The 25334-nt window shown below is 42.9% G+C and carries 28 protein-coding genes and 2 riboswitches; of the genes, 14 read left to right on the top strand and 14 right to left on the bottom strand.

From position 1 onward, the window contains the following. Nucleotides 1-95 precede the first annotated feature (95 nt). The 7 genes from rdgC to ACTG7X_RS03720 form a co-directional block, all read right to left on the bottom strand. Nucleotides 96-1001, bottom strand: coding sequence for a recombination-associated protein RdgC (gene rdgC / locus ACTG7X_RS03690; RefSeq protein WP_439257195.1), 906 nt, complete (start codon nt 999-1001; stop codon nt 96-98). 27 nt (nt 1002-1028) lie between these two features. After that, the gene (locus tag ACTG7X_RS03695; RefSeq protein WP_439257196.1) at nt 1029-1325 is read right to left on the bottom strand and encodes a helix-turn-helix domain-containing protein; all 297 of its coding nucleotides are present in this window, start codon (nt 1323-1325) and stop codon (nt 1029-1031) included. 42 nt (nt 1326-1367) lie between these two features. Continuing rightward, nucleotides 1368-1637 carry a type II toxin-antitoxin system RelE/ParE family toxin gene (locus ACTG7X_RS03700; protein WP_439257197.1) on the bottom strand — a complete coding sequence of 90 codons (270 nt, stop codon included), beginning with the start codon at nt 1635-1637 and terminating at the stop codon, nt 1368-1370. 159 nt (nt 1638-1796) lie between these two features. Next, nucleotides 1797-2285 (bottom strand): Lrp/AsnC family transcriptional regulator, encoded by a 489-nt coding sequence (locus tag ACTG7X_RS03705; RefSeq protein WP_439257198.1) that lies wholly within the window; start codon nt 2283-2285, stop codon nt 1797-1799. 133 nt (nt 2286-2418) lie between these two features. Next, on the bottom strand, nt 2419-3945 hold the full coding sequence (locus tag ACTG7X_RS03710; RefSeq protein WP_439257199.1) for a YfcC family protein: 1527 nt from the start codon (nt 3943-3945) through the stop codon (nt 2419-2421). A 50-nt stretch (nt 3946-3995) separates the two neighbouring features. Further along, nucleotides 3996-4925 carry a carbamate kinase gene (gene arcC, locus ACTG7X_RS03715; protein WP_439257200.1) on the bottom strand — a complete coding sequence of 310 codons (930 nt, stop codon included), beginning with the start codon at nt 4923-4925 and terminating at the stop codon, nt 3996-3998. Between the two features lie 9 nt (nt 4926-4934). Continuing rightward, nucleotides 4935-5939 carry an ornithine carbamoyltransferase gene (locus tag ACTG7X_RS03720; protein WP_439257201.1) on the bottom strand — a complete coding sequence of 335 codons (1005 nt, stop codon included), beginning with the start codon at nt 5937-5939 and terminating at the stop codon, nt 4935-4937. A 259-nt stretch (nt 5940-6198) separates the two neighbouring features. On the opposite strand from ACTG7X_RS03720, the gene proC reads away from it, so the two are divergent. Continuing rightward, complete coding sequence (proC, locus tag ACTG7X_RS03725; protein ID WP_439257202.1) at nt 6199-7017, top strand: pyrroline-5-carboxylate reductase; 819 nt, start codon at nt 6199-6201, stop codon at nt 7015-7017. Between the two features lie 189 nt (nt 7018-7206). On the opposite strand, the gene ACTG7X_RS03730 is transcribed toward proC, so the two are convergent. The 3 genes from ACTG7X_RS03730 to ACTG7X_RS03740 form a co-directional block, all read right to left on the bottom strand. Then, complete coding sequence (locus ACTG7X_RS03730) at nt 7207-8421, bottom strand: pyridoxal phosphate-dependent aminotransferase (protein WP_439257203.1); 1215 nt, start codon at nt 8419-8421, stop codon at nt 7207-7209. A 100-nt stretch (nt 8422-8521) separates the two neighbouring features. Then, the gene (locus ACTG7X_RS03735) at nt 8522-8944 is read right to left on the bottom strand and encodes a type II toxin-antitoxin system VapC family toxin (protein WP_439257204.1); all 423 of its coding nucleotides are present in this window, start codon (nt 8942-8944) and stop codon (nt 8522-8524) included. A gap of 8 nt (nt 8945-8952) precedes the next feature. After that, a complete protein-coding gene (locus tag ACTG7X_RS03740) occupies nt 8953-9207 on the bottom strand; it encodes an antitoxin (protein WP_439257205.1) in 255 nt (84 codons plus the stop codon). A 155-nt stretch (nt 9208-9362) separates the two neighbouring features. On the opposite strand from ACTG7X_RS03740, the gene ACTG7X_RS03745 reads away from it, so the two are divergent. Continuing rightward, nucleotides 9363-10637 (top strand): isochorismate synthase, encoded by a 1275-nt coding sequence (locus tag ACTG7X_RS03745; protein ID WP_439257206.1) that lies wholly within the window; start codon nt 9363-9365, stop codon nt 10635-10637. A 43-nt stretch (nt 10638-10680) separates the two neighbouring features. Next, on the top strand, nt 10681-12390 hold the full coding sequence (gene menD, locus ACTG7X_RS03750; RefSeq protein ID WP_439257207.1) for a 2-succinyl-5-enolpyruvyl-6-hydroxy-3-cyclohexene-1-carboxylic-acid synthase: 1710 nt from the start codon (nt 10681-10683) through the stop codon (nt 12388-12390). Between the two features lie 88 nt (nt 12391-12478). Here the strand turns inward: menD and lexA are convergent, their stop codons facing one another. Beyond that, a complete protein-coding gene (gene lexA, locus ACTG7X_RS03755; RefSeq protein WP_439257208.1) occupies nt 12479-13117 on the bottom strand; it encodes a transcriptional repressor LexA in 639 nt (212 codons plus the stop codon). Between the two features lie 194 nt (nt 13118-13311). On the opposite strand from lexA, the gene pflA reads away from it, so the two are divergent. Then, nucleotides 13312-14052, top strand: a complete 741-nt coding sequence (gene pflA / locus ACTG7X_RS03760) for a pyruvate formate lyase 1-activating protein (protein ID WP_439257209.1) — start codon at nt 13312-13314, stop codon at nt 14050-14052. A gap of 40 nt (nt 14053-14092) precedes the next feature. Here the strand turns inward: pflA and ACTG7X_RS03765 are convergent, their stop codons facing one another. Further along, nucleotides 14093-15892, bottom strand: a complete 1800-nt coding sequence (locus ACTG7X_RS03765; RefSeq protein WP_439257210.1) for a DUF3413 domain-containing protein — start codon at nt 15890-15892, stop codon at nt 14093-14095. A gap of 18 nt (nt 15893-15910) precedes the next feature. Further along, nucleotides 15911-16132: a YejL family protein gene (locus ACTG7X_RS03770; RefSeq protein WP_439239795.1), complete on the bottom strand. Its 222-nt coding sequence runs from the start codon at nt 16130-16132 to the stop codon at nt 15911-15913. 108 nt (nt 16133-16240) lie between these two features. Here ACTG7X_RS03770 and yejK point away from each other — a divergent pair, with 108 nt between their 5' ends. Both yejK and bamE read left to right on the top strand, forming a co-directional pair. Beyond that, nucleotides 16241-17260, top strand: a complete 1020-nt coding sequence (gene yejK / locus ACTG7X_RS03775) for a nucleoid-associated protein YejK (RefSeq protein ID WP_439257211.1) — start codon at nt 16241-16243, stop codon at nt 17258-17260. Between the two features lie 66 nt (nt 17261-17326). Further along, complete coding sequence (gene bamE / locus ACTG7X_RS03780) at nt 17327-17740, top strand: outer membrane protein assembly factor BamE (protein WP_439257212.1); 414 nt, start codon at nt 17327-17329, stop codon at nt 17738-17740. A 104-nt stretch (nt 17741-17844) separates the two neighbouring features. Here bamE and ampD read toward each other — a convergent pair whose 3' ends face one another. Next, a complete protein-coding gene (gene ampD / locus ACTG7X_RS03785; RefSeq protein WP_439257213.1) occupies nt 17845-18387 on the bottom strand; it encodes a 1,6-anhydro-N-acetylmuramyl-L-alanine amidase AmpD in 543 nt (180 codons plus the stop codon). A gap of 124 nt (nt 18388-18511) precedes the next feature. Between ampD and ACTG7X_RS03790 the strand changes: the two genes are divergently transcribed. The 8 genes from ACTG7X_RS03790 (at nt 18512) to ACTG7X_RS03825 (ending at nt 25318) form a co-directional block, all read left to right on the top strand. Then, the gene (locus ACTG7X_RS03790) at nt 18512-18970 is read left to right on the top strand and encodes a pilin (protein WP_439257214.1); all 459 of its coding nucleotides are present in this window, start codon (nt 18512-18514) and stop codon (nt 18968-18970) included. 7 nt (nt 18971-18977) lie between these two features. Further along, nucleotides 18978-20381 (top strand): GspE/PulE family protein, encoded by a 1404-nt coding sequence (locus tag ACTG7X_RS03795; protein WP_439257215.1) that lies wholly within the window; start codon nt 18978-18980, stop codon nt 20379-20381. A 133-nt stretch (nt 20382-20514) separates the two neighbouring features. Continuing rightward, on the top strand, nt 20515-21735 hold the full coding sequence (locus tag ACTG7X_RS03800) for a type II secretion system F family protein (RefSeq protein WP_439257216.1): 1221 nt from the start codon (nt 20515-20517) through the stop codon (nt 21733-21735). Beyond that, the gene (locus ACTG7X_RS03805) at nt 21732-22430 is read left to right on the top strand and encodes a prepilin peptidase (protein WP_439257217.1); all 699 of its coding nucleotides are present in this window, start codon (nt 21732-21734) and stop codon (nt 22428-22430) included. The genes ACTG7X_RS03800 and ACTG7X_RS03805 overlap by 4 nt, the downstream gene beginning before the upstream one ends. A gap of 26 nt (nt 22431-22456) precedes the next feature. Then, the gene (coaE, locus tag ACTG7X_RS03810; RefSeq protein ID WP_439257218.1) at nt 22457-23071 is read left to right on the top strand and encodes a dephospho-CoA kinase; all 615 of its coding nucleotides are present in this window, start codon (nt 22457-22459) and stop codon (nt 23069-23071) included. After that, a complete protein-coding gene (yacG, locus tag ACTG7X_RS03815; protein WP_439257219.1) occupies nt 23068-23268 on the top strand; it encodes a DNA gyrase inhibitor YacG in 201 nt (66 codons plus the stop codon). Before coaE ends, yacG begins: the two co-directional genes overlap by 4 nt. 1 nt (nt 23269) lies before the next feature. Next, a complete protein-coding gene (locus tag ACTG7X_RS03820; protein ID WP_439257220.1) occupies nt 23270-23536 on the top strand; it encodes a GNAT family N-acetyltransferase in 267 nt (88 codons plus the stop codon). A 97-nt stretch (nt 23537-23633) separates the two neighbouring features. Continuing rightward, a riboswitch (glycine riboswitch) is annotated at nt 23634-23730 on the top strand. 2 nt (nt 23731-23732) lie between these two features. Beyond that, a riboswitch (glycine riboswitch) is annotated at nt 23733-23838 on the top strand. 97 nt (nt 23839-23935) lie between these two features. Further along, nucleotides 23936-25318, top strand: a complete 1383-nt coding sequence (locus tag ACTG7X_RS03825) for an alanine/glycine:cation symporter family protein (RefSeq protein WP_439257221.1) — start codon at nt 23936-23938, stop codon at nt 25316-25318. The last annotated feature ends 16 nt before the right edge of the window (nt 25319-25334 follow it).

Consider the following 25334-nt stretch of genomic DNA (forward strand, 5'->3'; position numbering starts at 1 on the left):
TACCTAAATTTAGGGGAAGTAGGCTAATGATATTTTTAGGGCAAAATCATTTGCCCTGTTGTCTATTTGTTGTGCATACCTTCTGCAAGGCGCAATTATTTTATTTTCTCACCACCAAATTCATCAAGTAAATGTTCGGTTAACTTGGCAAGTTCGCCAGTCATCAACAAAAAATCGGCATCAAAACGCTGTGCTACATCTTCTTTTAAAATATCGTCATTCTTTTCCCGAATATTATCGGCAAATTTTAAGCGTTTAAGCGTGCCGTCATCGTTTAACACAAAGCTCAAGTGTTCTTCCCATTCCAACAATAACTTGCTGATAAATTTATCTTTTTGCAAATGAGATAAAATTTCTTCGCTTTCTAAATCCTGATTTTTACAACGAATAATGCCTTGATTATCCGCCGCTTTGAGTTCGCCCTCATCAAGTGCGGTGAAAAATGACGGTATTTTTTGTTGCACCAACCAATCGGTCATCACAATAGCAGGTTCATTGGCAAAAGCCAATGGCACCACCGGCAACGAACCTAACGATTTACGCAACAATGCCAAGGTATCTTCCGCTCGTTTATAAGAGGCCACATTCACATAAATTAAATTGGTTTCGGTGTTAATCCAAATCGCTGTTTGCTGATGTTTACTAAACGCTCGTGGCAACAACATCGCCACCACATCATCTTTCAATGCCTGTTTTTCGGTCTTTTTCAATTTGCGATTTTCTTTTTCTTCCAACTGACGCACACGTTCATCTAATTCTTGTTTAATCACGGGACTTGGCAAGATTTTATCTTCTTTGTGTGCCAACAATAAAATCTGTTTGTCGTTGGAAAAATATAATGCCTCCGATTCGCGCAACGGTTTAGTCCAGCCAAATTTACTCATGTCAGATTGGCTACAAGGGTGGTATTCATTTGCTGTTAAACTTTGTTGCAACGTGCTATCTGACCAATCCAGATTTTTGGTTAAGCGGTAAATAATGGCGTTTTTGAACCAGTACATAGGGTGTTCTTAGAGTTAAGTTGGGAATTACGCATTCGGTTGAAAAACAATTGAACCACCGAGTGCTTGCGCATAACGGGTGATGGTTTCCAAGGTTGGACGCACCAAACCACGCTCAAGGCGGCTAATGTTTTGCGCTTTAATTCCCGTACGTTTAGCAATTTCGCCTTGTGAAAGATGTTGGTTCAAACGATATTGTCTGAGTTCTTCAATCATTTTTTTTTGCACGTCACGCGCTTGACGCAATTCGACAAATTCGGGATCTTGCATTAATTCTTGTTCAAGTTCCGCAAGGGTAACAAATTCATAGGTTTCAGTTTGCATGGAGTTGCTCCTTAATGGCTTTCATTCGTTGTTTAGCAAGATCTAAATCTTGTTTGGGTGTTTTTTTATGTAATGCGTGAATAACATAGATTTGTTTGCCAATGTAAAAAAGAAAAAACTGCGTGAGATACCATCTTTTGACGACGCTCGCAATTCTTTTAAACCATTTCCCATATCTCGCACATTCGGCTCTTTTAATTGATTGCCTTGTCGTTCAAGCTGTTTAAGTGCTTCAAAAGTCGCATCTTTTAATGAGGCGGGCATTTTTAGAATCTCTTTTTGTGCTTGTTTGATGAGATGTAAGTTAAACATAACTGACTCGGTTAATTAATCTTAGGTGATTATGCTAACATATTTTTTATTATAATCAAGAAAGATTATAAAAGATGAATAATTTCTAAGTAAAATGCGATTATTCAGGCTAAGAAATTGGTGAAAGAATTGAATGATGACAATTAAAACTAAATCTTATTATTTACCGTAACGACAAGACGACAACGGCAATTCCGTGGTATTTTTCACGGTTTGTAAAATAATCTCGGTTTTGAGATTTTTGATACCAAGTGAGGTGGTGAGATATTGTTTTTGTAAACTATAAAATTCATCTAAATCATGGGTTTGGATTTTTAGGATAAAATCAAAATCGCCGGCCATTAAATGGCATTCGGTAATTTGCGGGATCAGCTTCATTTCAAAAATAAAGCGTTCTTTGAGTTTCAGATCGGCTTCAATAAAGGAGCCAAGCACATACACCGTGACATTGAGTTGCAATTTTTTCGGATCGAGCAAACAAACGTATTTATCAATTACGCCACTTTGTTCTAATAAATTCACACGGCGTAAACAAGCGGAATTGGACAAACCAATGGTTTCAGCCAGTTCATTGTTTTGTTGTTTGCCATTTTGTTGCAGTGATCGCAAAATGCGTAAATCAGTATTATCAAGGGTTTTGGTTGGCATTTTACATTCCTTGTTTGGTTACTCATATGATACAAGTCATGCTCTGCTTTGTAAACAAGTAAACAGAGGCAGTTTCACTCAGCTTAATAAGCGACTACCACCATTTTCGGCAGTAGTCGCACGGGCTTATGCGTTAAGCATAAAGCGATACTTGCACCACCAACAAAATGGAACCAATTAACAATAACATTCCAATCATTGGCATGACAAATTTCACCCATTTATTAAATGGAATATGTAACATTTGTAAAGTCACTAACACCAAGCCAGTTGGGGCTAAGAATAACATGGCGTATTGTCCCCAGTTGTAGGCAGAAACCACAATGTGACGTGGAATGCCCACCGCGTCGGCAAGCGGTGCCATAATTGGCATAGAAAGCACAGCTAAACCAGAAGATGACGGTACAAACAAGCCTAAGAAGATGAAGATCACTAATTGAGCAAGAATAAACACACTACTTGGCATGCCAGCCACGATATTTGAGGTGTAGTTTAAGATGGTATCGGAAATCATACCTTCATCTAGCACCAAGTTTACCCCACGAGCCAAGCCGATAATCAAGGACACGCCAACTAAATCGGAAGCCCCTGCGGTAAAGGCGTTGAGTACATCTTCTTCGGATAAACGAGAGATAAACATAATCAAAATGGTGATGGCTAAGAAGGAAGAGGCCATTTGTGGGAACCACCAGCCACCGGCCATCACGCCCCAGACCATAATTGGGAAAGCAATACAGAATAGGGTTAAGATGACTTTGCGTTTTTTGGTAAATACCAATTCTGTTTTGTCATCCGTTTGGAAGTTTTTCAAATAACGTTGGTTAAATTCTTCTCGTTCTTCATAACAGAATGAGAAAGTTGGATCCGCTTTAACACGTTTACAATACCAGTAAAGATAGGTGATAACAGAGATACCGCCCAATACTAAACCTAAGAAACGGAAGCCCATCCCTTCAGTGAATTGAATCCCTGCCGCATTGGAGGCGATGACAACCGAGAATGGGTTGATGGTGGAGAATGCCGTTCCCATGGAGGAGGCAAGGAAAATAGCCCCCACGCACACAATGGCGTCATAACCTAAAGCAATAAATATCGGTGCCAGAATCGGGTAGAACGCCACCGCTTCTTCTTCAATACCGCAAGTGGTACCGCCGATCAGCATTAACACGGATACACAAAATACGATGAAAAATTCCCGTCCTTTGGTGCGTTTTGCTAGTGCGGTTAAACCGGCATTAAAGGAACCGGTACGATTGATAACCCCAATCATCCCCCCTAACACAAAGATAAACACCATGACATCAGCGGCTTCAATGGTACCTTCTACCATGCTCAAGGTAATATCTTTGATACCTTTTGGTTGTTGCTCGACTTGTTGATAAGTCCCTGGAATGGCAATCGGTTTTTTGATGGTGCCTTCAAGGAAGTTATTCAGTTTGATTTTAATATTGAGATTTTCCAAAGATTCTTGCGTGGCAGGCAAGAATTTATCGTCTTGTTGATAGGTTTTTACCACAAATTGTTGTGTGGTGTTGTTGTAGGTTAATTTGGAATAGGAGCCGGCTGGCACAATCCAAGTGAGTCCTACGGCAATAATCAAAATCGCAAAGAGAATGGTAAATGCGGTAGGAAATTTAAATTTTTTTGTACTACTCATCATAAACTCCTTACAAGAACAGGGGGAGGCGTCCCCCTATTCTTAAGCGTTAATTAGTAATAAGTGGTTTGCTCCACCTTGGTGCTCAAGCGTGTGCCTGCGGTGCCTTTCACAATGTCCACAATATCAGACAAGGAGCCGATTACAGCGTCTTTGCCGGTTTGTTTTACAAAGTTAATGGCCGCTTGCACTTTTGGTCCCATTGAACCGGCAGCAAAATTGAGTTTCGCCAATTCATCTGGGTGTGCTTTGGCAATGGCTTTCTGATCTGGTTTGCCCCAATTTAAGAATACCGCTGACACATCAGTAGCGATAATAAATAAATCCGCTTCCAGATTTTCCGCTAACAACGCAGAGCAGAGATCTTTATCAATCACCGCTTCCACACCACGCAAGGAGCCTTGATCGTCGTAGTAGGTTGGAATACCGCCACCGCCAGCACAGATTACAATACTGCCTTTTTCCAACAACCATTTCACTGGGCGAATTTCAAAAATCCGTTTTGGTAATGGGCTTGGCACCACACGGCGATACTTGTCACCGTCTTGTGCAATGGTCCAATTTTTCTCTTTCGCCAAGCGTTCCGCTTCTTCTTTGGTGTAAACAGGGCCAATCGGTTTGGTTGGATTCTGGAATGCGGGGTCGTTTTTATCCACTTCCACTTGGGAAAGCAACGTAGCGAACGGCACTTCAAACGGTACCAAATTCCCCAATTCTTGTTGAATCATATAGCCGATCATCCCCACGGATTCCGCCCCTAACACATCTAATGGATAGGTTGGCACGTCTTTATAAGCCGCCCCTTGCAAAGCAAGTAAGCCGACTTGTGGGCCATTACCGTGGGCGATCACCAATTCATTGTGCGGATAAATTTTGGCAATTTGTTCGCAAGCAATGCGAACATTCTGCCGTTGATTTTCCGCTGTAAGTGGTTCGCCACGGCGTAATAAGGCGTTGCCGCCTAATGCAATTACAATTCTCATTCTGTCCCCCTAAGCAAGGCTTGCCACCATCACGGCTTTAATGGTGTGCATACGGTTTTCCGCTTGTTCAAATGCCACGTTCATTGGAGATTCAAACACATCTTCGGTGACTTCAATACCCTTGGCAAGTGCGGGGTATTTTTCCGCAATTTGTTTGCCCACTTTGGTTTCGCTGTTGTGGAACGCCGGTAAGCAGTGCATAAATTTCACTTTCGGATTGCCGGTGCGTTTCATTAATTCAGGGGTAACTTGATATGGCATTAACAAATCAATACGTTTGCCCCAACTGTCTAACGGTTCGCCCATTGACACCCACACATCGGTATGCACAAAATCCACCCCTTTGACTGCACGATCAATATCGTCAGTGACGGTAATTCTTGCCCCACTTTCAGCACCAAATTTTTCGCACATGGCCACTAATTCAGCTTCCGGCAATAATTCTTTTGGACCACAAATCCGCACGTCCATGCCCAATTTTGCCCCGATTAACAACAAGGAATTCCCCATATTGTTGCGAGCATCACCAATATACACATAGCTAATTTGGTTGAGCGGTTTGTCGCAGTTTTCAATCATGGTAAGCACATCGGCGAGCATTTGGGTTGGGTGGAATTCATCGGTTAGCCCGTTAAACACTGGCACGCCAGCGTAATCGGCAAGTTCTTGTACAATGGTTTGTTTAAAGCCACGATACTCAATGGCGTCATACATCCGTCCCAACACACGTGCGGTGTCTTTCATACTTTCTTTATGCCCGATTTGGGAAGAATTTGGATCAATATAGGTGACATTTGCCCCTTGATCGTAAGCAGCGACTTCAAAGGCACAGCGAGTACGCGTGGAGGTTTTTTCAAAAATTAACGCAATATTTTTACCTTTGAGTTTTTGTTGTTCGGTACCTGCGTATTTCGCACGTTTCAAATCACGGGAAAGATCAAGCAAATAACGAATTTCACGTTCAGAATGATTTACAAGACTAAGTAAATGTCTGTTTTTAATATTAAAAGCCATAATGTTTCTCCTATTGATAAGTGAATATTTTTACTTCGCAAGGTGCAAACTTGCCCCCACGATGTTGCTTATGATAGGTAAAAATGAATAGAATTTGCTGCCTTTTTTCGGGGCAAAAAAAGAAAGTTTGCAATAAAATGCGAAGAAAAAACAAAATTTTCGTATTAAATTTGAGAAAGCGAAATCAGCGTGAAATACGGTGTTATTTTGGGCAAATTTGCGTATAATCTTCCTAACCCAATAAAAAAGGAAAAAAACAATGCAACAAAAATCGATCTGTTTTATCGGCGGTGGCAATATGGCACAAGCTATCGTGTTTGGTTTGTTGAAAACAGGCTATCCGGCTAATTTGATTACGGTTTGTGATCGCAATGCACCGAAACGAGCCTTATTTGCCGAACAAGGCGTCTTGGTTTCGACGGATAATGTAAAAGCAGCGGCTGCAAGTGATGTTGTGGTGTTAGCGGTGAAACCGCAAGGTGCAGCGGAAGTGTGTTCTGCGTTAAGTGCGGTGGATTTTTCGCAAAAATTAGTGATTTCCATTATGGCAGCCATTTCGGTGGAAAAAATCACCGCACTTTTGCATCACGCCAATAATGTGGTACGAGTTATGCCGAATACGCCAGCTTTGGTGTCGCAAGGCATGTCAGGGTTATTTGCCCAAAACAGCGTGAAGGAGAATTTTAAAAAATTCGCCGATGATTTATTGCAAGCCGTAGGCAAAACCTGTTGGGTAAAAGATGAGCAAGATATGCACCTTGTTACTGCTGCGTCGGGTTCCAGTCCTGCGTATTTCTTTTTATTTATGGAATCCATGCAACAAGCCTTGTTAAAGATGGGATTAACCGCAGAACAAGCTCGTTTATTGGTGCAACAATCTGCGTTGGGCGCAGCGCAAATGGTGGTGGAAAATCCTACTGTTGAGTTGGCGACATTACGTCAAAATGTGACATCAAAAGGGGGAACAACGGCGGCCGCGTTAAATGTGTTTAATGAAAAACAGCTCGAACAAATTGTAGAACAGGCTATGCAAGCCTGCGTGGAGCGGTCGAAAGAGATGGAAAAATTGATGGGGTGACCCTCACCCCGACCCTCTCCCAGAGGGAGAGGGGGCTGTACAGAGGGAATGGTTAGATCGACTATAATACCAAATATCGTTCCCTCTCCCATAGGGAGAGGGGGCTGTACAGAGGGAATGGTTAGATCGGCTATAATACCAAATATCGTTCCCTCTCCCTTTGGGAGAGGGCTAGGGTGAGGGTAAAAATTACTGCCGATATCCATCCAAAAATCTGGCTAATCTGCCTAAGGCGTCTTCTAGCGTGGTGACATGCGGCAAGGTCACAATACGGAAATGATCAGGCGCATGCCAGTTGAAACCACGACCATGCACTAACAACACTTTTTCTTGACGTAACAAATCCAACACCATTTTTTCATCATCATAAATATTGAATTTTTTGATGTCAATTTTCGGGAACATGTACATGGCACCGTTCGGTTTAACACAACTCAAGCCCGGGATTTGGCTAATGAGGTCATAGGCTTTGTTGCGTTGTTCCAATAAACGTCCACCGGGTAAAATATACTCGTTAATGCTTTGATAACCGCCCAACGCCGTTTGAATGGCATGTTGCATTGGATGATTGGCACACAAACGCATTGAGGCCAACATGTCCAAGCCCTCAATGTAACCTTGGGCATGATTTTTCGGGCCGTTCAAAATCATCCAACCTTGACGGAAACCCGCCACTCGATAGGCTTTGGATAAGCCATTGAACGTAATGGTTAATAAATCAGGAGCAAGGGCCGCAATATGATGATGAACCGCATTGTCGTACAAAATCTTGTCGTAAATTTCATCCGCAAAAATAATCAAACCATGTTGACGAGCCACGTCAACGATTTGCTCCAGTAATTCCTTGCTGTATACGGCGCCTGTTGGGTTATTTGGATTAATCACTACAATGGCTTTGGTGCGGGCGGTGATTTTGCTTTTAATGTCCTCAATATCAGGGAACCAATCGGAGGATTCATCACACACATAATGCACGGCTTTACCGCCTGCAAGCGTGGCGGCCGCTGTCCAAAGCGGATAATCTGGCATGGGGATCAACACTTCATCACCGTTGTTTAACAAGGCTTGCAATGACATGGTGATTAATTCCGACACACCGTTACCAATGTAAACATCATCTACGGTGGCACCTAGAATATTTTTCGATTGATAATATTGCACAATGGCTTTACGTGCGGAGTAAATGCCTTTGGAATCGCAATAACCTTGAGCAGAGGGAAGATTGCGTAAAATATCCACTAACACTTCATCCGGCGCCTCAAAGCCAAAAGGGGCGGGGTTGCCGATATTCAGTTTTAAAATTTTATTGCCTTCTTCTTCAAGGCGAAGTGCCTCTTTGTGTACGGGGCCACGAATGTCATAACAGACGTGTTCTAATTTGTCGGATTTTGGGAAAAAGTCCATATCATGTCCTTGGCTTGCTTAAAAATAACAGAAAATTAACCGCACTTTACTATTATTTTCGCGAGAATAAAAGGATTACAAGCAAAATTTTCAGGGAAAATTAATTTATCGGTAGATTTTCCGCTTGATGTGTCCAATCTTCCACTTGTAATCCCCTAATTTGTTTAAACGCATTATCACTGGTGACCAGAATGGCTCCCACACTATAAGCGTGACTGGCAATCAACATATCCAATGCACTCAGATTTTTACCCGACAATTCACTTTCTGCGCGTAACTTCGCATAAGCGTCCCCCGTTTGTTGGTTAAATGCCAAGATATCGACTCGCGCTAAAAATTCATTGACGGCAGTATGCAGTTTTTTAGCTTCTGGACGCTTGGCTAAACCGTATTTTAATTCGGCATAGGTAATCGACGAAATACAAATCGACGCCATGGGTCTGTTTTGCAACTGATACAGCACATTGGCATGGCCTTTTATCGCATAGCTGACGGTATTGGTATCTAATAAATAACGTTGCATAGGATTCCTTATTCTTGCCAATCATCAAAAGGATCGCGTTCAGCGATTTGGGAACGGTCGCCTAAATCAAGCGTTTCATTGGCTTGATTGGCGATGGCGCAGGCTTGTAAAAAACCATCCCAAGAGGGCGGGCGTTTGGATAAAATCACATCACCTGAATCTTCATCTTTGCGAATATACACTTCCACACCGGGGAAACGAAATTGTGCGGGTAATCGTACCGCTTGACTTTGCCCATTCATAAAGAGCTTTGCAGTTTGCATAATACCTCCTTTTATCTTACGAGATAGTATATATTATAGTATATCTTATTTGGTCAGCAAGGAGATTTTCAACATAATAAAAGATTTACTAAAAATTTTTTTTGATTTGCGGTAGAATAAACGTCATTTTAACGCAAATTTTTAAATAAGATGTAATGGAAAACCTGTGTGCTGGCTTAATTGAGCAGATTCAAGCCCATAAATTATCACCGCATTCTGCGATTACGCATTTTGACATGGATGTGCCAATGGCCGTGCCGTTGTTGGCTTGGTTGAAAGCACAAGAAAGCTATCCGCAATTTTACTTAAACTATCGTGATGAACCCATGACGGTGGCGGCGATTGGCAAAGTACGGGCGTTTTCTGATGAAAATTTGGCTCAACAATTTGTGTTAACCCATGATTGTTCTTTGGTGGGCGGGCTGACCTTTGATAAGCAGGCGCATTTTTGGTTGCCAAGATTGTTTGTGCAATGTCAAGGGAACCGCTGGTCAGTACAAGTTTACTGGGATAACCAGCAGGATTTCAGCTCGGAACAACAGGCCTGTTTACAAGCGGTGAAAACTTTGCAAAATTTCACCGCGCTTCAGCCACTGAAACAGGTGATTCGTAAGCAATCTTCAAAAGCAAGCGAGTCTATGTGGGCCCATTGGATTACGCAAGCCTTGCAAGAAATTGAACAAGGGCATTTGAGTAAAGTGGTATTAGCCAATCAAACGGATTTTGTGGCGACGCAACCTATTGACGCGAAAGATTTTCTGGCGGAAAGTGAACGGCAAAATACCGGCTGTTATCATTTTTTATACGCGGAACAAGCTGAACAGGCTTTTGTGGGGTCTAGCCCTGAACGTTTGTATGCCCGTCAAGGTGATGAGGTGCAAACGGAAGCCTTGGCCGGTACGGCAACCATTGGAGATAACCCCGCCCATAATCAACAACAGGCGGACTGGTTATTACATGACAGCAAAAACGATCATGAGAACCGATTAGTGGTGCAAGGGATTTGTGATAATCTGGCACCTTACGTCAAGCATATTCATGTGGCGGACGTTGAGGTTAAACCATTGCGTCAGGTGCAACATTTACGCCGTGCAATTCATGCTGAATTGTCTGTGCCAATGGCCGATTTCGTCTGTTTGCAAGCCATTCATCCGACGGCGGCCGTGTCGGGGTTACCTCAGCAAAGTGCGGTGCAATTTTTGCAAAAAACCGAAAATTTTGACCGCGCTTGGTATGCCGGAACCTTAGGCGTGATGTGTCAAGAACGGGCAGAATTTTGTGTGACCATTCGTTCTGCCATGATTGAGCAGGAAAAAATTTCTGTGTTTGCGGGCGCGGGTATTGTGGCAGGATCGGACCCACAATTAGAATGGCAAGAAATTGAACGCAAAGCCTCAAGTTTATTGAGCTTATTAACGATTGAATCATAAATAATATGGCATTAGCCCAAAAAGAGATAAAACGGAGAGCAATATGTCAGCAGTGAGTACCTTTAACCGGTGTTGGTCGAAAGTCATTTTAGAAACCCTTGTGCGTCAAGGCGTGCAACATTTTTGTATTGCGCCGGGGTCACGTTCGACCCCCTTGACCTTAGAGGCGGTACGTTTGCAAGAACAAGGGAAAGCCTATTGTCATGCCCATTTTGATGAACGGGGATTAGCTTTTTTTGCCCTCGGTTTAGCCAAAGCCACATTGGCACCGGTGGCGGTGATTGTCACTTCTGGTACGGCGGCTGCCAATTTGTATCCCGCGATTGTGGAGGCACGCCAAAGTGCAGTGAAGTTAATCGTATTAACGGCGGATCGGCCTGAAGAACTGCTAGAGTGCGGTGCAAATCAGGCGATTTTACAAGCCGATATGTTCGCCCCTTATCCCGTGGCAACGCTGAATTTACCTCGTCCAAGTCAAGAGTATCCGGTCAAATGGTTGGTGTCCAGTTTAGATCAAGCCTGTTATACACAAGCGGAGCAAAACGGTGTGGTGCATATTAACGTCCCTTTTGCGGAGCCACTTTATGAGGCATTGGTCAATGATATTGATAGTCACCCTTGGCTAGCGCCTATACAACGTTGGCTAAGTCAGTCTAAGCATTGGACGGAACACCAAAACGTACAACAAGAAGTCCTTATGCACGAAAATTGGGACGAATGGCGTACTAAAAAAGGGATTATTGTGGTGGGGCAGTTGCCACAAGAACAAGCCATGGGCATTCGCGCTTGGGCGGATAACATGGGTTGGATTTTGTTAACCGATATCCAATCCAATGTGGAACCAAGTTTGCCGTATGCGGATATTTGGTTGGCGAATAAAACGGTGCGAGAAAAATTACTGCATGCGGATATTGTGGTACAGTTCGGTTCGCGTTTTGTGAGTAAACGTATCCATCAGTTTTTAGCCAATTTCCGTGCTACTTATTGGGTGGTGGATGACAGCCAAGCGCGGGTAGATCCTCACCATCATCAGCAAATTCGCTTTCATTGCAAGGTTCATCATTGGTTACGCGCGCACCCTGCATTACGCCAAAAACCTTGGCTACTGGAACCCTTAGCCTTGTCCAATTTCTGCGCCAGTTTTATTGAACAACAAGTGGGTGGCGGGTTAAACGAAGCGGCTTTAGCTCATCATATCGAACGGATTTTACCGAAAAATTGCGCCTTGTTCCTTGGCAACAGCCTATTTGTTCGTTTAGTAGATGCCTTGGCGAAATTGTCCGACAGCTATCCTGTTTACACCAACCGTGGTGCCAGTGGCATTGACGGTTTATTAGCGACGGCGGCGGGTGTCGGTATTGGTGGCAATCAACCGGTGGCAGTGGTGTTAGGCGATATTTCAGCGTTGCATGATATTAATTCCTTGGCGTTATTTAAGAAAGTCAATCAACCGACGGTGATTTTTATCATTAACAATAACGGCGGGGCAATTTTTGATATGTTACCCGTGGAGCAAGAGGTGAAAAATGCGTTCTATCGCTTGCCACATCAAGCCGAGTTTGCGCAAGCCGCTGCTATGTTTGATTTGAAATATGCCCGTCCTTATACTTGGGCGGATCTCGGTTCGGTGTTAAAACAAGCCTATTCACGCAAGGAAACCACGGTGATTGAAATTAAAGTCAATCCGAGTGATGGTAGCAATACTTATAAGCGTTTAATTGAACAGATCAGTTACGCTGTGATCGGCGCATAAGATTCGCTAAAAAAGTAACAGGGGGCGTATATATTGATACGCCCTTTGTTTTATTGTTACTTTTGATTTTTACTTTTGATAGAGAAGATTACATCCACGCATTATTGCGAATAATACCGACCGCAATACCTTCTACTTCAAAGCGCTCTTGTTCACGCAAGTTGACCACAATCGGTTCGTATTCTTCATTTTCAGGGTGTAAATAAATCACATCCCCTTTACGTTCCAAACGTTTCACGGTGACTTCATCTTCAATTCGCGCCACAATCACTTGACCGTTGCGCACATCTTTGGTGCTGTGAACCGCTAATAAATCACCGTCTAAGATACCAATGTCTTTCATGGATTGTCCGTTGACTTTCAGTAAGAAATCGGCTTGTGGTTTAAACATTTCAGGATCCACTTTGTAGGTGCCTTCAATATGTTGTTCGGCCAAAATCGGTTCGCCCGCGGCAACACGGCCGATTAAAGGCAAGCCTTCGACTTCGTCCTCGTCATTGGATGACATCAATAAACGAATCCCGCGTGACATGCCGGGTACCATTTCAATAGCTCCTTTGCGCGCCAAGGCTTTTAAATGTTCTTCAGCCGCATTAGGCGATTTGAAACCTAATTCGCGGGAAATCTCCGCCCGTGTTGGCGGTACACCCGCGGTTTCAAGGTGATGTTTTAAGAAGTCATAAACTTCTTGTTGACGAATGGTTAGATTTTTACTGAGGGTTCTCATAGTTGCTCTTCCTTTTTATGTTATTTCGTACAGGTTATTTGAAATTATATACAGACTGGGATAAATTGCAATAAAAAGTTGTATTTTTTATTAAGATAAATCAAGCAAATTGCCTCTAGAGGAGAATTTTACTGAAAATCAGCGAAAATATTGGTATAATTTGACCATTATTTTGATTATCTAAGGAATTTTTCATGTCTGTTTTAGGACGTATTCACTCATTTGAGTCTTGTGGCACGGTGGACGGGCCGGGAATTCGGTTTATTTTATTTATGCAAGGCTGTTTAATGCGTTGTAAGTATTGCCATAACCGTGATACCTGGGATTTAGACGGCGGTCGTGAAATCAGCGTGGACGAATTAATGAAAGAAGTGGTGAGCTATAAACATTTTATGAACGCCACTGGCGGTGGTGTGACCGCGTCGGGAGGCGAAGCCATTTTGCAAGCAGAATTTGTGCGGGATTGGTTCCGCGCTTGTAAAGCCGCGGGCATTAACACTTGCTTGGATACGAACGGCTTTGTGCGAGCCTATAATGAAGTGATTGATGAACTGTTGGATGTGACGGATTTGGTGTTGTTAGATTTAAAACAGCTCAACGATAAAATTCACCAAAATCTGATTGGCGTCCCGAATAAACGGACGCTGGAATTTGCCAAATATTTGCAAAAACGCAATATCCCGACTTGGGTGCGTTATGTGGTGGTGCCGGGTTACACGGACGCGGACGAAGATGTGCATTTGCTCGGTCAGTTCATTGAAGGCATGCAAAATATTGAGAAAGTGGAACTCTTGCCTTATCACCGTTTAGGCGCGCACAAATGGAAAACCTTGGGCGTGGAGTATGAACTAGAAGATGTGACGCCCCCGAAAAAAGAAAGTCTGGAACATATTAAACAGATTTTAGAGGGTTATGGGCATATTGTGAAGTTTTAGAAGAAGAAAAATACCGAGCGTTATCTCGGTATTTTTATACTTATTTTTCCATAAAGCTCGAATTTTGCTGATACACATCAAGGAACAGCCCCAAAGGTGGACGGTTAGACGACTCTGGCTGATAAGTGCGGTCGTATTTTTGATAGTTTCCTTTGTTATCAATATGATATTGTGTGCCATTTGGCGTAATAATCACATTCCAACGGTAATTCGACACCAGCGCCCATTCCCTTGGTGATTGAGTATGGTCGAATAAATTATGCCCTTGGGTGTAATCCGCATTGCTGTTTTTTACCCAAAATAGGTTATACATCAAGGCCGGCACCACATCAATATGACTGGTGAGTTTGTCCTCCTCACCAGTATTTAACTCTTTCCACGCCACAATCATAGGCACATGAATTTCTTCTGGGGCAAAATAATTAAGCAATGCTTCTTCGGTTTTTTGGAACGAATAACCTTGCTCGCCTGTGATAATCACAGCCGTATTCTCCAATGCCTGTTGAGCGTTTAAATCGGCTAAGATAAGGCTAATTTGGTGATCTAATTGGGTTAATTGCGCCTGATAAAAGGCTTGTTCTTGTGCCTCGGTCGGCAAATGTTGCTGACGAGTGAGTTCTCCAACATCTAAATTCAAATAGCTAAACCAAGGTTGATCGGCCGATTTTTGTTTAAACCAAACTTGCCAATTTTTCACCGCACTTTGATTATCAATTTGACTATTTTTCGCCTTCAGTTTCGGTAATTTCATCTGATGAAATAAGGCTTGGCGGAAAATGCTCGGTTTAAAATTTGTGGCGGAGAATAACCCGAATTGATAGCCATCTTGTTGCATTTTCTCAATCAAGACCGAAGTTTGTTTGTGATTTAACAAACTATCGGTATAGTTCGCATTTAAGCCATAGAATAAACCGGTAATCGCCGCATTATTGCTACTGCCCGTGGTGTAATGGTGCGTAAATTGCGTCGCTTTTTCGGCAAATTCCGTTAATGCCGGCATTTTTTCTTTTTGCACCGCATCTTGGCGTAAGCCTGACACCGTGATAATGAATAAATTAGGTTTATTTTCAACGGGTTCGTAACTCAATGCCTGTTTCGGATAGTGAATCATTGGCGTGTCTGGACGCCCCTCTTGATCTAAGGTGGTTTCGTATTGTTGTTTATCTAATAAGCCGTGTTTTTCTAAAAACGTGCGGGCGGTCATGGGATAAGACAACGGGAAATTGGATTTTTGCATGGTAATCGGGCGATATAAATAAGCGTCCGCCCAAGCATAGATTAAATGCGTGGTAATAAACAGCCCCGTCAATAACACACCGACGCCACGGATCCATTTTTGCCGTTCTAAACTGCGTAATTTATACCACGCCCAACGGGAAAACAGCATTTGCGCCAATAGCATTAACGGCATAGGCGTAAAGAAAATCTGCCAATCTCGTGACAGTTCGCCATTTTCAGGGTTAACCAGCAAATTCCACACCACGCTAGAAAGGTGTAAATTAAAACGTGAAAAGACTTCGGTATCGACTAACAATAACGTCGTGGCAATGGTGGCAATAATCACGCTCACGCCACGGAAAGTGCGTTCATTTTTAATGATAAAACTGAGCGGGAACAGCACCAATAAATAGGCACCAAAGGCAATAAAACTGAAATGGCCGAGAATGCTGATAAAGAAATAAAGTCGTCCGAGAAAAGTGTGTGGCCAGTCAATCAGAAAAGCATAGCGAGAGCCAATGGCGACCGCCCAGAGAATATTAAAAAAAGCAAACCAATGCCCCCAAGAAATTTTTTGGGACGTCTGTTCACGGTATTGTCTGCCATTTTTAATCCAAAACATAACGCACTCTTAACTTTGTTATTTTGTGGGTTTGACGGAATTGATTAACGCCTCAGAAAAGGCTTGGGCGAGGGCCTGTTGTTGCTGTACGCCCACGCTACTGATCAGCAAATTCGTCACCATGTTACCTAACACCATTAAAGACAAATCCACCGGTGCTTGATGTTTTTCTAATACGGCGATCATTTCATTTAAAATTGCATCTACTTGTTTATCTTGATATTTTGAGTTGCTAGCCATAATTGTATTTATTTTCTATCATGTATTTGCAAATACTACCACATTTTTAGCCAAAGTGCGGTTATAATTAACAGGATTTTACTATTTTCAAATAACAAAGAAGAAAAAATGAGCATTACCGTTAATCAAATTGTATTACATCAAATTATTAAAACCGCCAGTGAGGACGAAACTTCGCCGGTGAAACTTGATAGCATTTTACGTGAAACGCTGCTGCCGATTACCCCTGAAGTGGAGCAATTAATGCTCGAATTACATCAAGTGTATCAAAGCAAAGCTAAAGGCTATGGCGTGTTCCAAGCACAATCGGTTTTTGCACAGGCACTCAATCGATTATTGGAAAAAGAAACGGATTTTTTACCGTTTAGCTATCAATCGACTCAACTTTTAGTCAATGAATTGGGCAAATATCCCTTTGCAGAAAGCGGTACGTTCGTGTTGTGTCAGTATAATTTCTTGGCCACAGATTATTTATTTGTGGCGCTGTTGGACAGTCGGATCAGCATGTTAGTGGACGAACAATTAGAAATTCACCGTACCCAATATTTGAACATTAACCAATTCGATATTGCCGCACGGATTAATTTAACGGATTTACGTGTGAACGCCACCTCAAACCGATATTTGACCTTTATCAAAGGCCGTGTCGGTCGCAAAATCAGCGATTTCTTTATGGATTTTCTCGGGGCCGAGGAGGGGTTAAATCCGAAAGTGCAAAATCAATGCTTATTGCAAGCCGTGAGTGATTATTGCGAACAGGGGGAATTGAGCAATGAGCAGACACAAGCCGTGAAAAAGCAAGTGTTTGATTATTGCAAAGGACAAATTAATTGCGGTGATGATATTGAATTACGGGAACTTTCTGCAGAATTACCCACTCTAAATGAGCGTCCTTTTGTGGAATTTACCCAACAGCAAGAATACGGCTTGGAGGAGAGTATTCCACCGGTGCCAACGGCGTTGAAATCCTTAACCAAATTTTCTGGTTCAGGCAAAGGCGTAACCTTGAGTTTTGATGCGTCGTTGATCAATAATCGCATTATTTGGGACGAACAAAATGACAGCCTCACGATTAAAGGCTTACCCGCGAATTTGCGTGATCAGTTACAGCGGAATATAAAAAATTAATTTGGCAATAGTGTTCAGATTCGGTATTATCACAATCATAACAACGATTAATAAAAAGGTAGAAAAATGCAGTTAAAATCCATCACGGCGGTGATCGCACTCGCTTTAAGCGTTTCAGCTTGTTCAACTGTCAATAAAATTGTTTATCGCATTGACGTGCCACAAGGTAACTATTTGGAATCCTCCACGGTACAAAAAGTGCAAGCGGGCATGACCAAAGAACAGGTGCAATATTTACTGGGTACCCCTGTGTTAATCGATCCCTTTAGTAATAACACGTGGTACTACGTTTATTTACAACAACATTCTTATGAAGACCCTGTGCAACACAACTTTATTGTGAATTTCGATAGTAAAGGTATTGTCACCAGTACAGATTTAGATAAACCCTTGCCAGATGTGGAGAAACAAGAAGTGAATAACGCCATTATTGAGGCGCCAGAGGGCAGTGCTAAACGTTGGTGGCAGTTCTGGAAATAGGGAAAATCTTGTGTGATTTTCACCGCAGTTTATCAACAAAAAGGCTATTCTTATAAGGGAATAGCCTTTTTGTTGGTCAATATGGCATGGTATATTGTTACTCTTTATGCAATGGATTTCATATATTTATCCCAATCAAAATACTGTCCTGGATCAATCTTCCGCTCGGGGGAAATATCACAATGTCCCACAATGCGATCGGCGGTGATTTTCGGGTAAATTGCCATAATTTGGCGGGTAATTTCAGCTAATTTCTTGTATTGTGCCTCCGTAAACGGCTGTTCATTACTTCCCTCTAATTCAATCCCAATAGCATAATCATTGCATTTATCCCGTCCTTGAAAGCTGGACAAGCCAGCGTGCCATGCACGATCTTGTAAGCTCACATACTGGGTAATTTGCCCATTTCGTTCAATAAAAAAATGAGCAGACACTCGCACTTGATAAATGGTTTCAAAATAAGGGTGAACGGTCGGATCAAGTTTACCAAGAAAGAAATCATCCACAAAGCCACCGCCAAATTGTTCTGGTGGCAGACTGATGTAATGAACAACTAACAGCGAAATATCTTCAGGATCGGGGCGTTGATCAAAATGCGGAGAGGGCAAATGTCGTATATTTTCCAACCAACCCTGTGAGTTTACCATCGGTTTTGCCCTCTAAAAAAGTGATTTTTGTGATCTTGATTCCAAAATTGAACAGTTTATTTTGCCAAATTTTGACTTGGCGTGCAAAGTGTAGCGGAATTTATTTTAACAAAAGGAAAACACTATGAAAATTCACCGCACTTTTAACCATGCCATCCAATCTTTTTCATTCAAAAAAGGCTTTACCTTAATTGAACTCATGATCGTGATTGCTATTGTGGCGATTCTAGCCACCATTGCTATTCCAAGCTATCAAAATTATACCAAAAAGGCCGCCATTTCAGAGCTGTTGCAGGCGGCTGCGCCTTATCGTTCCGAAGTGGAGCTGTGCGTTTATAATATTGGTAAACCTGAAGGTTGTAGTGCTGGCACTAACGGCATTCAAGCGGCATTGACAAGTGGCTTGGGGAAATATGTGAGTAGCATTGCAGTGTCTGATGGCAAAATCACCGTGAGTGGTAAAGGTAGCGTGAGTGATGTGAGTTATAGCCTTACTGCCGCAGGCTCAAACACCGCCGGCGTCACTTGGGCTGCTGATTGTGGCACAAACAAAGAGCTTTTCCCTTCTGGTTTCTGTAACTAAGGCGGAAATGATGCAACAACTATTTAGCCCCAATGTCACCAGCTGTGATGGAAAACTGTTTCAAATTACACCGCAGTTATGGCAACAAAATCAGCAACAGCAAGCCATTTTAATTCGCTATTTGGCTTGTCCCTTGGTGGAAGATGAACATTGCGTCTGGCTCGGGCTAGATAGTTTGGCGAATTTATCAGCCTGTGAAACTTTCTCGTTTCTCACGGGTAAAATGATTGAACCTGTGTTATTGGAAACCAAGGTACTCAAAGGCTTATTGCAAGATTTGGCTCCGCAAGCGTTGATGGTGCAAGAAAGCCCCGTGTTTTATCACGCTCAACCGCAAGAGAACGAAGACAAGCATCACTCGGCTCAACAAAGTGATGAGCCAGTGATCAAGTTGCTCAATCAAATTTTTGAAAACGCTCTTCATCAACAGGCGTCGGATATTCACCTTGAACCGCAACCCCAACATTTGCAGGTGCGTTTTCGGGTGGATGGCGTGTTGCAAAACCAACCGCCGATTGCCTTGAGCCTGTCTAGTCGAGTGATTTCTCGCTTAAAATTATTGGCGAAATTGGACATCAGCGAAACCCGTTTGCCACAAGATGGTCGCTTTCATTTTAAAACCACCTTTTCCGATATTTTGGATTTCCGCCTTTCCACCTTGCCGACCCCGTTGGGAGAAAAAGCCGTGTTGCGGATGCAGCAAAACAAGCCTGTACAATTGGCATTTTCAGATTTAGGCATGAACGCCGATCAGCAACAACGTTTTCAACAGGCGTTGGATCAACCGCAAGGATTAATTTTGGTCACGGGGCCAACTGGAAGCGGAAAAAGTATCACCCTTTACACTGCACTCTCCTATTTAAACCGTCCCGAAAAGCATATTATGACCGCCGAAGATCCCATTGAAATTCCGCTGTCAGGCATTATTCAGACTCAAATTAATCCCCAAATTGGCTTGGATTTCAGTCGGTTATTGCGAACCTTTCTGCGTCAAGATCCCGATATTATTATGCTCGGCGAAATTCGTGATGAAGAAAGTGCCGCAATGGCACTGCGTGCGGCTCAAACAGGGCATTTGGTGCTGTCAACTTTGCATACCAATGACGCAGCCTCAGCCATTCCACGTTTATTGCAATTAGGGATTAAACAACACGAAATTGACAACAGTTTATTGTTGGTGATCGCCCAACGGCTGGTGCGGAAACGTTGCCAAAAGTGCGGCGGAAAAGCGGACAGTTCCTGCGATTGTCATCAAGGCTACAAAGGGCGAATTGGTCTTTATCAATTTCTACAACCTGATTTGGATAACCAGTATCAATTGGATTTCAAGACGTTACAACTGGCAGGGGAGCAAAAGGTGGAGCAAGGAATTACGGATATAGCAGAAATTAAAAGAGTGCTAGGCAATTAACATTTATCCAAACCATCCCCTCTCCCTCTGGGAGAGGGTTAGGGTGAGGGTTTTTCTGTTCAATTAAATCATTTTACCCTCACCCCAGCCCTCTCCCAGAGGGAGAGGGGGTTGTACTGTGGAGCAAAATAAAATGAAACTCAAAATGTACCGCTGGCAAGCCCTCAATCGCCTTAACCAAAAACAAAAAGGTATGTTGATTGCCGAAACCGAACAAACTGCACGGCAACAATTATTTAGCCGTGGGCTACAACAAATTAAGTTGCAACAAAATTGGCAGCTGTCGACAAAACCGAGTTCGGCGGAGCTTTGCGATACCTTGTTGCAATTGGCGATCTTGCTTAAATCTGCCGTACCGTTAAAAAATAGTCTGTTGATTTTATTGCAAAATTGTACCAATATTCAGCTCAATCACTGGTTACGCCAACTGCTGGAACAAATTGAAACAGGGTTGTCTTTTTCGCAAGCCTTACAGCAACAAGGCAAATTTTTAAGCCTACAAGAACGCCAACTGATTCAAGTGGGCGAAATGACGGGCAAACTCGCCACGGTTTGTAGCCAAATTGCCGAACACCGCCAACAATCGGTGGCATTACAACGCAAATTACAGAAGATCCTGCTTTATCCTATGCTCGTTCTCGGTATTTCGCTACTTTTAACCGCCCTTTTACTGATCTTTATTGTGCCACAATTTGCCGATATGTACGGCAATAATCAGGCTCAATTGCCATTTTTTACTCAAGTGTTATTGTTCTTATCGGACGGATTACAACAATATTTTTGGTTGCTGATTTTGTTTATTGTAGGGTTGATTTTTCTGATTAAACAGCAATTAAAATCTTCCCTTTGGCTTAACCAACTCAAAACCAAATTGATCGCCAATACGCCCGTTCTTGGCACTATCGTTCAGCTATCAAGGCTGGTGAATTTCTGTCGGGGATTAGCCTTAATGCTCACCTCTGGCGTGCCATTAAACCAAGCCTTGCAATCTTTTTTACCCCAAAAGAAAAGCTGGCAAAGCAAGGTAGAATTGCAAGGGGATTTAACTCTGATTCAAGAAATCCAAGCCATATTGCACTGGATTGCACAGGGCTATGCTTTTTCTGCCGCCGTGGGATCGGGCTTGTTCCCAATGCAAGCCCAGCAAATGCTACAAGTGGGCGAACAATCGGGGCAGTTGTCTTCTATGTTGCAACATATCGCCGACAGCTATCAACAACAGCTGGATCACAAAATTGACCTGCTTTCGCAAATGTTAGAGCCGTTGTTAATGGTGGTTATTGGCGGACTGATTGGCTTGATTATGCTCGGGATGTATTTGCCAATCTTTAATATGGGATCGTTAATTCAATGATAATACTCGGATTTTGTGTGTTTGGTGGCTTACTTGGCGTTATTGTTCGGCATTATTTACAAAACTTAGCTATGCAAATTCAGCAAGAAATTTACCAAAGCTATGCGGATCTTTTCCCCGAAAATGCACCGCAGAATTGCCCCGAAAACTCTCGCTTAACGCCCATCAAGTGCGGTGGATTTTGGCTGTATTTTGGCGTAGGGGCGATCTTTTTTGGGGTAAATAGTGCGTATTTTGCCGAACCGCTACAAGCGTTGTTTTGGGTAAACTCAGGTGTACTGCTATTTTTAATCGCCAAAATTGACGGGCATTATCAATTTATTTCCGTCACCCATTGCCAACTGTTAATGGCATTAGGCATCACGGGAGCCTATTTCCAGTTTACTCCGATTTCCCTTGAACAAGCCTTGCAAAGCCTATTCTTTGGCTTTGTGGCGTTCTATCTCATTTTTTATCTCGCCCGTTGTTTTTATCAACAAGACGCCCTTGGGCGTGGTGACTATTGGCTAATGGGGGCATTAAGCAGTTTTCACCCGTGGCAACAACTGCCGTATTTGGTGTTTGTGGCGTGCTGTTCTGGGTTGCTGTTTGCTGGGTGGAAATGGGTAAAAGGGGCGAAAGTAGCGTATTTGCCGTTTGCCCCGTTTTTAGTGATTGGGCAGATTTTTTTATTGGGATTAAATATGGTAGGATAATTAAAAATAACATACAGGATGAAAAAATGACCTACATCATCGGACTGACAGGCGGTATCGGCAGTGGTAAAACCACGATTGCCAATTTTTTTGCAGAATTGGGCGTGCCATTGGTGGATGCGGATGTGGTGGCTCGTCAGGTGGTGGAAAAAGGATCACCTTTGTTGGAGCAAATTGCGGTGCATTTTGGGCAGGAAATTTTAACCGAACAGGGCGATCTGAATCGTGCAGTGTTGCGTGAAAAAGTGTTTAACAATGAAAGCGAGAAAACTTGGCTCAATCAGTTGTTACATCCTGCTATTCGGGCGGAATGTTTGGTTCAGTTGCAGGCTCAAACTGCCCCTTATGTGTTGTTTGTGGTGCCGTTATTAATTGAAAATAAATTGACCGCACTTTGTGATCGGGTGTTGGTGGTGGATGTGTCGGTTGAAACGCAATTAGAACGTGCCAGCCAGCGAGATAACAATAAACGGCAATTAATTCAACAGATTATCAATGCACAGGTGAGCCGAGAAACACGCTTAAGCGTGGCGGATGAGGTGATTAATAATGACGGTGATTTGGCACAAACAGAAAGCGAATTGCGGCAAAAAGTGCTAGAATTACACCAATTTTATTTAACCCTGAGTAAGAAAAAATGACAGACAGTTTTAGCGTAGCATGTCCAACCTGTAAAAAGCCCGTGGTTTGGTCGTCTGAAAGTGCTTATCGCCCGTTTTGTAGCAAGCGTTGCCAATTAATTGATTTAGGCGAATGGGCAGCGGAAGAAAAAGCCATTCCTTGTGACACCGCCGATTTTGCAGAAAATGCAGAATTTTCAGAAGATTGGGTGCGATAAGATGAATATTCAACATCAGCAAAAGAACGATCAAGGCGAATTTTTTGTGGTAGACGAAAATGGTAACAAGATTGCTGAACTGACCTATTTTCTCGTGGACGATCAAAACATTAATGCCAATCACACCTATGTATCAGAAGTATTGCGTGGGCAAGGGGTAGCAGATAAACTTTATCAAGCCTTGGTGGCGTTTATTCGTGAAAACGGTTTGAAATTAATCCCGAGTTGCAGTTATATTGCAGTGAAGTGGGAACGGGATAACAAATAGTCTACGCATAAATTCCAAAGTGCGGTTGAATTTTGCAAAATTTTTGCTAAAATTGACCGCACTTTCTTTGTTATAAAAGAAAGTTAAATTAGTTCGGTTGAAGCTAGTTGGAGAATAGGGAATTGACCCTATACCGACGAGGTAAAATCTTTCAGGTGCTGGTTTATTTAATCAGCGAGGACTGCTAGTGGACGAACCCTTGGAGAGATTTCGCACAGATTAATGTGGCGAAACGCCGAAGGCGAAAGAGTGAATGTTGTTGTAAAACAACCACTTCAAACGCTCAGGCAAAAGGACAGGGGCGAAAGGTTATTCCAGTTTTTACGCTGTTTGGCAGCGTATTCTTCTATGCTTTCCGCTACCTTGTATAAATTTTTTAAAATTTTTACGAGATTCATTATGTTAATTTCAGATTTTTTATCCGCTATTGATAGCTTTATTTGGGGGCCGCCGCTACTGATTTTATTAGCTGGCACAGGGCTTTATTTAACCCTACGGCTTGGCTTTATTCAAATTGTACAGTTACCACGTGCCTTGGGTTATATGTTTAAACGTGAGAAAGGTAATGGACAAGCGGGCGACGTGTCTGCTTTTGCCGCACTTTGTACCGCACTTTCGGCGACTATTGGCACGGGGAATATTGTTGGGGTAGCGACTGCTATTCAAACCGGTGGACCGGGGGCAATGTTTTGGATGTGGTTAGTGGCCTTGTTAGGGATGGCGACCAAATATGCCGAGGGATTGTTGGCGGTCAAATATCGAGTGCGTGATAAAAATGGCTTTATGGCGGGCGGTCCGATGTACTATATTGAACGTGGACTAGGGCTTAAATGGTTGGCAAAATTATTTGCGATTTTTGGCGTGTTGGTGGCGTTTTTTGGCATTGGGACGTTTCCGCAAATTAATGCAATCACCCATGCCATGCAAGATTCTTTCAATGTGCCAGTCGGCATCACGGCAGCGGTGGTGACGGCGTTGGTGGCAGCGATTATCTTGGGGGGCGTAAAACGCATTGCCAAGGCATCGACTTTAATTGTGCCATTTATGGCGATACTTTATGTGCTTACGTCGTTGGTAATTTTACTGTTCAATGCCGATAAAATACCGGCAGCGATTTCCTTAATTATCCAGAGTGCGTTTAATCCGCAAGCGGCTATCGGTGGGGCATTAGGGTTAACCGTGATGAAAGCCATTCAAGCTGGCGTTGCTCGGGGGATTTTTTCTAACGAGGCCGGCTTAGGCTCGGCCCCCATTGCGGCAGCAGCGGCACAAACGAAAGAACCTGTACGCCAAGGGTTGATTTCTATGACAGGGACATTTTTAGATACCATTATTGTGTGTTCCATGACAGGACTGGTGTTGGTGATAACAGGTGTTTGGAACGGTCCCACAGAGGGGGCAGCAGCCACCAATTTAGCTTTTGCTCAAGGGTTAGGTTCAAGCATGGGGGCGACCATTGTGACGATTGGCTTGCTGTTTTTTGCGTTTACCACGATTTTAGGTTGGTGTTATTATGGCGAACGTTGTTTTGTGTATCTGTTTGATATTCGAGGCATTAAAGTTTACCGTGCGATTTTTATTATGCTGGTCGCTTGTGGGGCGTTTATTGAATTAAAAACGATCTGGATTTTAGCCGATATTGTGAATGGTTTAATGGCGTTTCCAAATTTGGTGGCATTGATTGGTTTGCGTCATGTGATTGTGAATGAAACAAAGGATTATTTCCGACGCTTACAGGACGGTGAATTGCATGATCATGCGTTAGCCACGGCGATGAAATAAAGCTGATTTTTTGTTG

Origin of the sequence: Lonepinella sp. BR2271 (assembly GCF_051851515.1) — a bacterium.
GTDB lineage: Bacteria > Pseudomonadota > Gammaproteobacteria > Enterobacterales > Pasteurellaceae > Lonepinella.

What these genes read in the sequence shown, in the direction of transcription:
- rdgC (WP_439257195.1), bottom strand. Translation starts at nt 1,001, where the DNA reads ATGTACTGGTTCAAAAACGCCATTATTTACCGCTTAACCAAAAATCTG.
- ACTG7X_RS03695 (WP_439257196.1), bottom strand. Translation starts at nt 1,325, where the DNA reads ATGCAAACTGAAACCTATGAATTTGTTACCCTTGCGGAACTTGAACAA.
- ACTG7X_RS03700 (WP_439257197.1), bottom strand. Translation starts at nt 1,637, where the DNA reads ATGTTTAACTTACATCTCATCAAACAAGCACAAAAAGAGATTCTAAAA.
- ACTG7X_RS03705 (WP_439257198.1), bottom strand. Translation starts at nt 2,285, where the DNA reads ATGCCAACCAAAACCCTTGATAATACTGATTTACGCATTTTGCGATCA.
- ACTG7X_RS03710 (WP_439257199.1), bottom strand. Translation starts at nt 3,945, where the DNA reads ATGATGAGTAGTACAAAAAAATTTAAATTTCCTACCGCATTTACCATT.
- arcC (WP_439257200.1), bottom strand. Translation starts at nt 4,925, where the DNA reads ATGAGAATTGTAATTGCATTAGGCGGCAACGCCTTATTACGCCGTGGC.
- ACTG7X_RS03720 (WP_439257201.1), bottom strand. Translation starts at nt 5,939, where the DNA reads ATGGCTTTTAATATTAAAAACAGACATTTACTTAGTCTTGTAAATCAT.
- proC (WP_439257202.1), top strand. Translation starts at nt 6,199, where the DNA reads ATGCAACAAAAATCGATCTGTTTTATCGGCGGTGGCAATATGGCACAA.
- ACTG7X_RS03730 (WP_439257203.1), bottom strand. Translation starts at nt 8,421, where the DNA reads ATGGACTTTTTCCCAAAATCCGACAAATTAGAACACGTCTGTTATGAC.
- ACTG7X_RS03735 (WP_439257204.1), bottom strand. Translation starts at nt 8,944, where the DNA reads ATGCAACGTTATTTATTAGATACCAATACCGTCAGCTATGCGATAAAA.
- ACTG7X_RS03740 (WP_439257205.1), bottom strand. Translation starts at nt 9,207, where the DNA reads ATGCAAACTGCAAAGCTCTTTATGAATGGGCAAAGTCAAGCGGTACGA.
- ACTG7X_RS03745 (WP_439257206.1), top strand. Translation starts at nt 9,363, where the DNA reads ATGGAAAACCTGTGTGCTGGCTTAATTGAGCAGATTCAAGCCCATAAA.
- menD (WP_439257207.1), top strand. Translation starts at nt 10,681, where the DNA reads ATGTCAGCAGTGAGTACCTTTAACCGGTGTTGGTCGAAAGTCATTTTA.
- lexA (WP_439257208.1), bottom strand. Translation starts at nt 13,117, where the DNA reads ATGAGAACCCTCAGTAAAAATCTAACCATTCGTCAACAAGAAGTTTAT.
- pflA (WP_439257209.1), top strand. Translation starts at nt 13,312, where the DNA reads ATGTCTGTTTTAGGACGTATTCACTCATTTGAGTCTTGTGGCACGGTG.
- ACTG7X_RS03765 (WP_439257210.1), bottom strand. Translation starts at nt 15,892, where the DNA reads ATGTTTTGGATTAAAAATGGCAGACAATACCGTGAACAGACGTCCCAA.
- ACTG7X_RS03770 (WP_439239795.1), bottom strand. Translation starts at nt 16,132, where the DNA reads ATGGCTAGCAACTCAAAATATCAAGATAAACAAGTAGATGCAATTTTA.
- yejK (WP_439257211.1), top strand. Translation starts at nt 16,241, where the DNA reads ATGAGCATTACCGTTAATCAAATTGTATTACATCAAATTATTAAAACC.
- bamE (WP_439257212.1), top strand. Translation starts at nt 17,327, where the DNA reads ATGCAGTTAAAATCCATCACGGCGGTGATCGCACTCGCTTTAAGCGTT.
- ampD (WP_439257213.1), bottom strand. Translation starts at nt 18,387, where the DNA reads ATGGTAAACTCACAGGGTTGGTTGGAAAATATACGACATTTGCCCTCT.
- ACTG7X_RS03790 (WP_439257214.1), top strand. Translation starts at nt 18,512, where the DNA reads ATGAAAATTCACCGCACTTTTAACCATGCCATCCAATCTTTTTCATTC.
- ACTG7X_RS03795 (WP_439257215.1), top strand. Translation starts at nt 18,978, where the DNA reads ATGATGCAACAACTATTTAGCCCCAATGTCACCAGCTGTGATGGAAAA.
- ACTG7X_RS03800 (WP_439257216.1), top strand. Translation starts at nt 20,515, where the DNA reads ATGAAACTCAAAATGTACCGCTGGCAAGCCCTCAATCGCCTTAACCAA.
- ACTG7X_RS03805 (WP_439257217.1), top strand. Translation starts at nt 21,732, where the DNA reads ATGATAATACTCGGATTTTGTGTGTTTGGTGGCTTACTTGGCGTTATT.
- coaE (WP_439257218.1), top strand. Translation starts at nt 22,457, where the DNA reads ATGACCTACATCATCGGACTGACAGGCGGTATCGGCAGTGGTAAAACC.
- yacG (WP_439257219.1), top strand. Translation starts at nt 23,068, where the DNA reads ATGACAGACAGTTTTAGCGTAGCATGTCCAACCTGTAAAAAGCCCGTG.
- ACTG7X_RS03820 (WP_439257220.1), top strand. Translation starts at nt 23,270, where the DNA reads ATGAATATTCAACATCAGCAAAAGAACGATCAAGGCGAATTTTTTGTG.
- ACTG7X_RS03825 (WP_439257221.1), top strand. Translation starts at nt 23,936, where the DNA reads ATGTTAATTTCAGATTTTTTATCCGCTATTGATAGCTTTATTTGGGGG.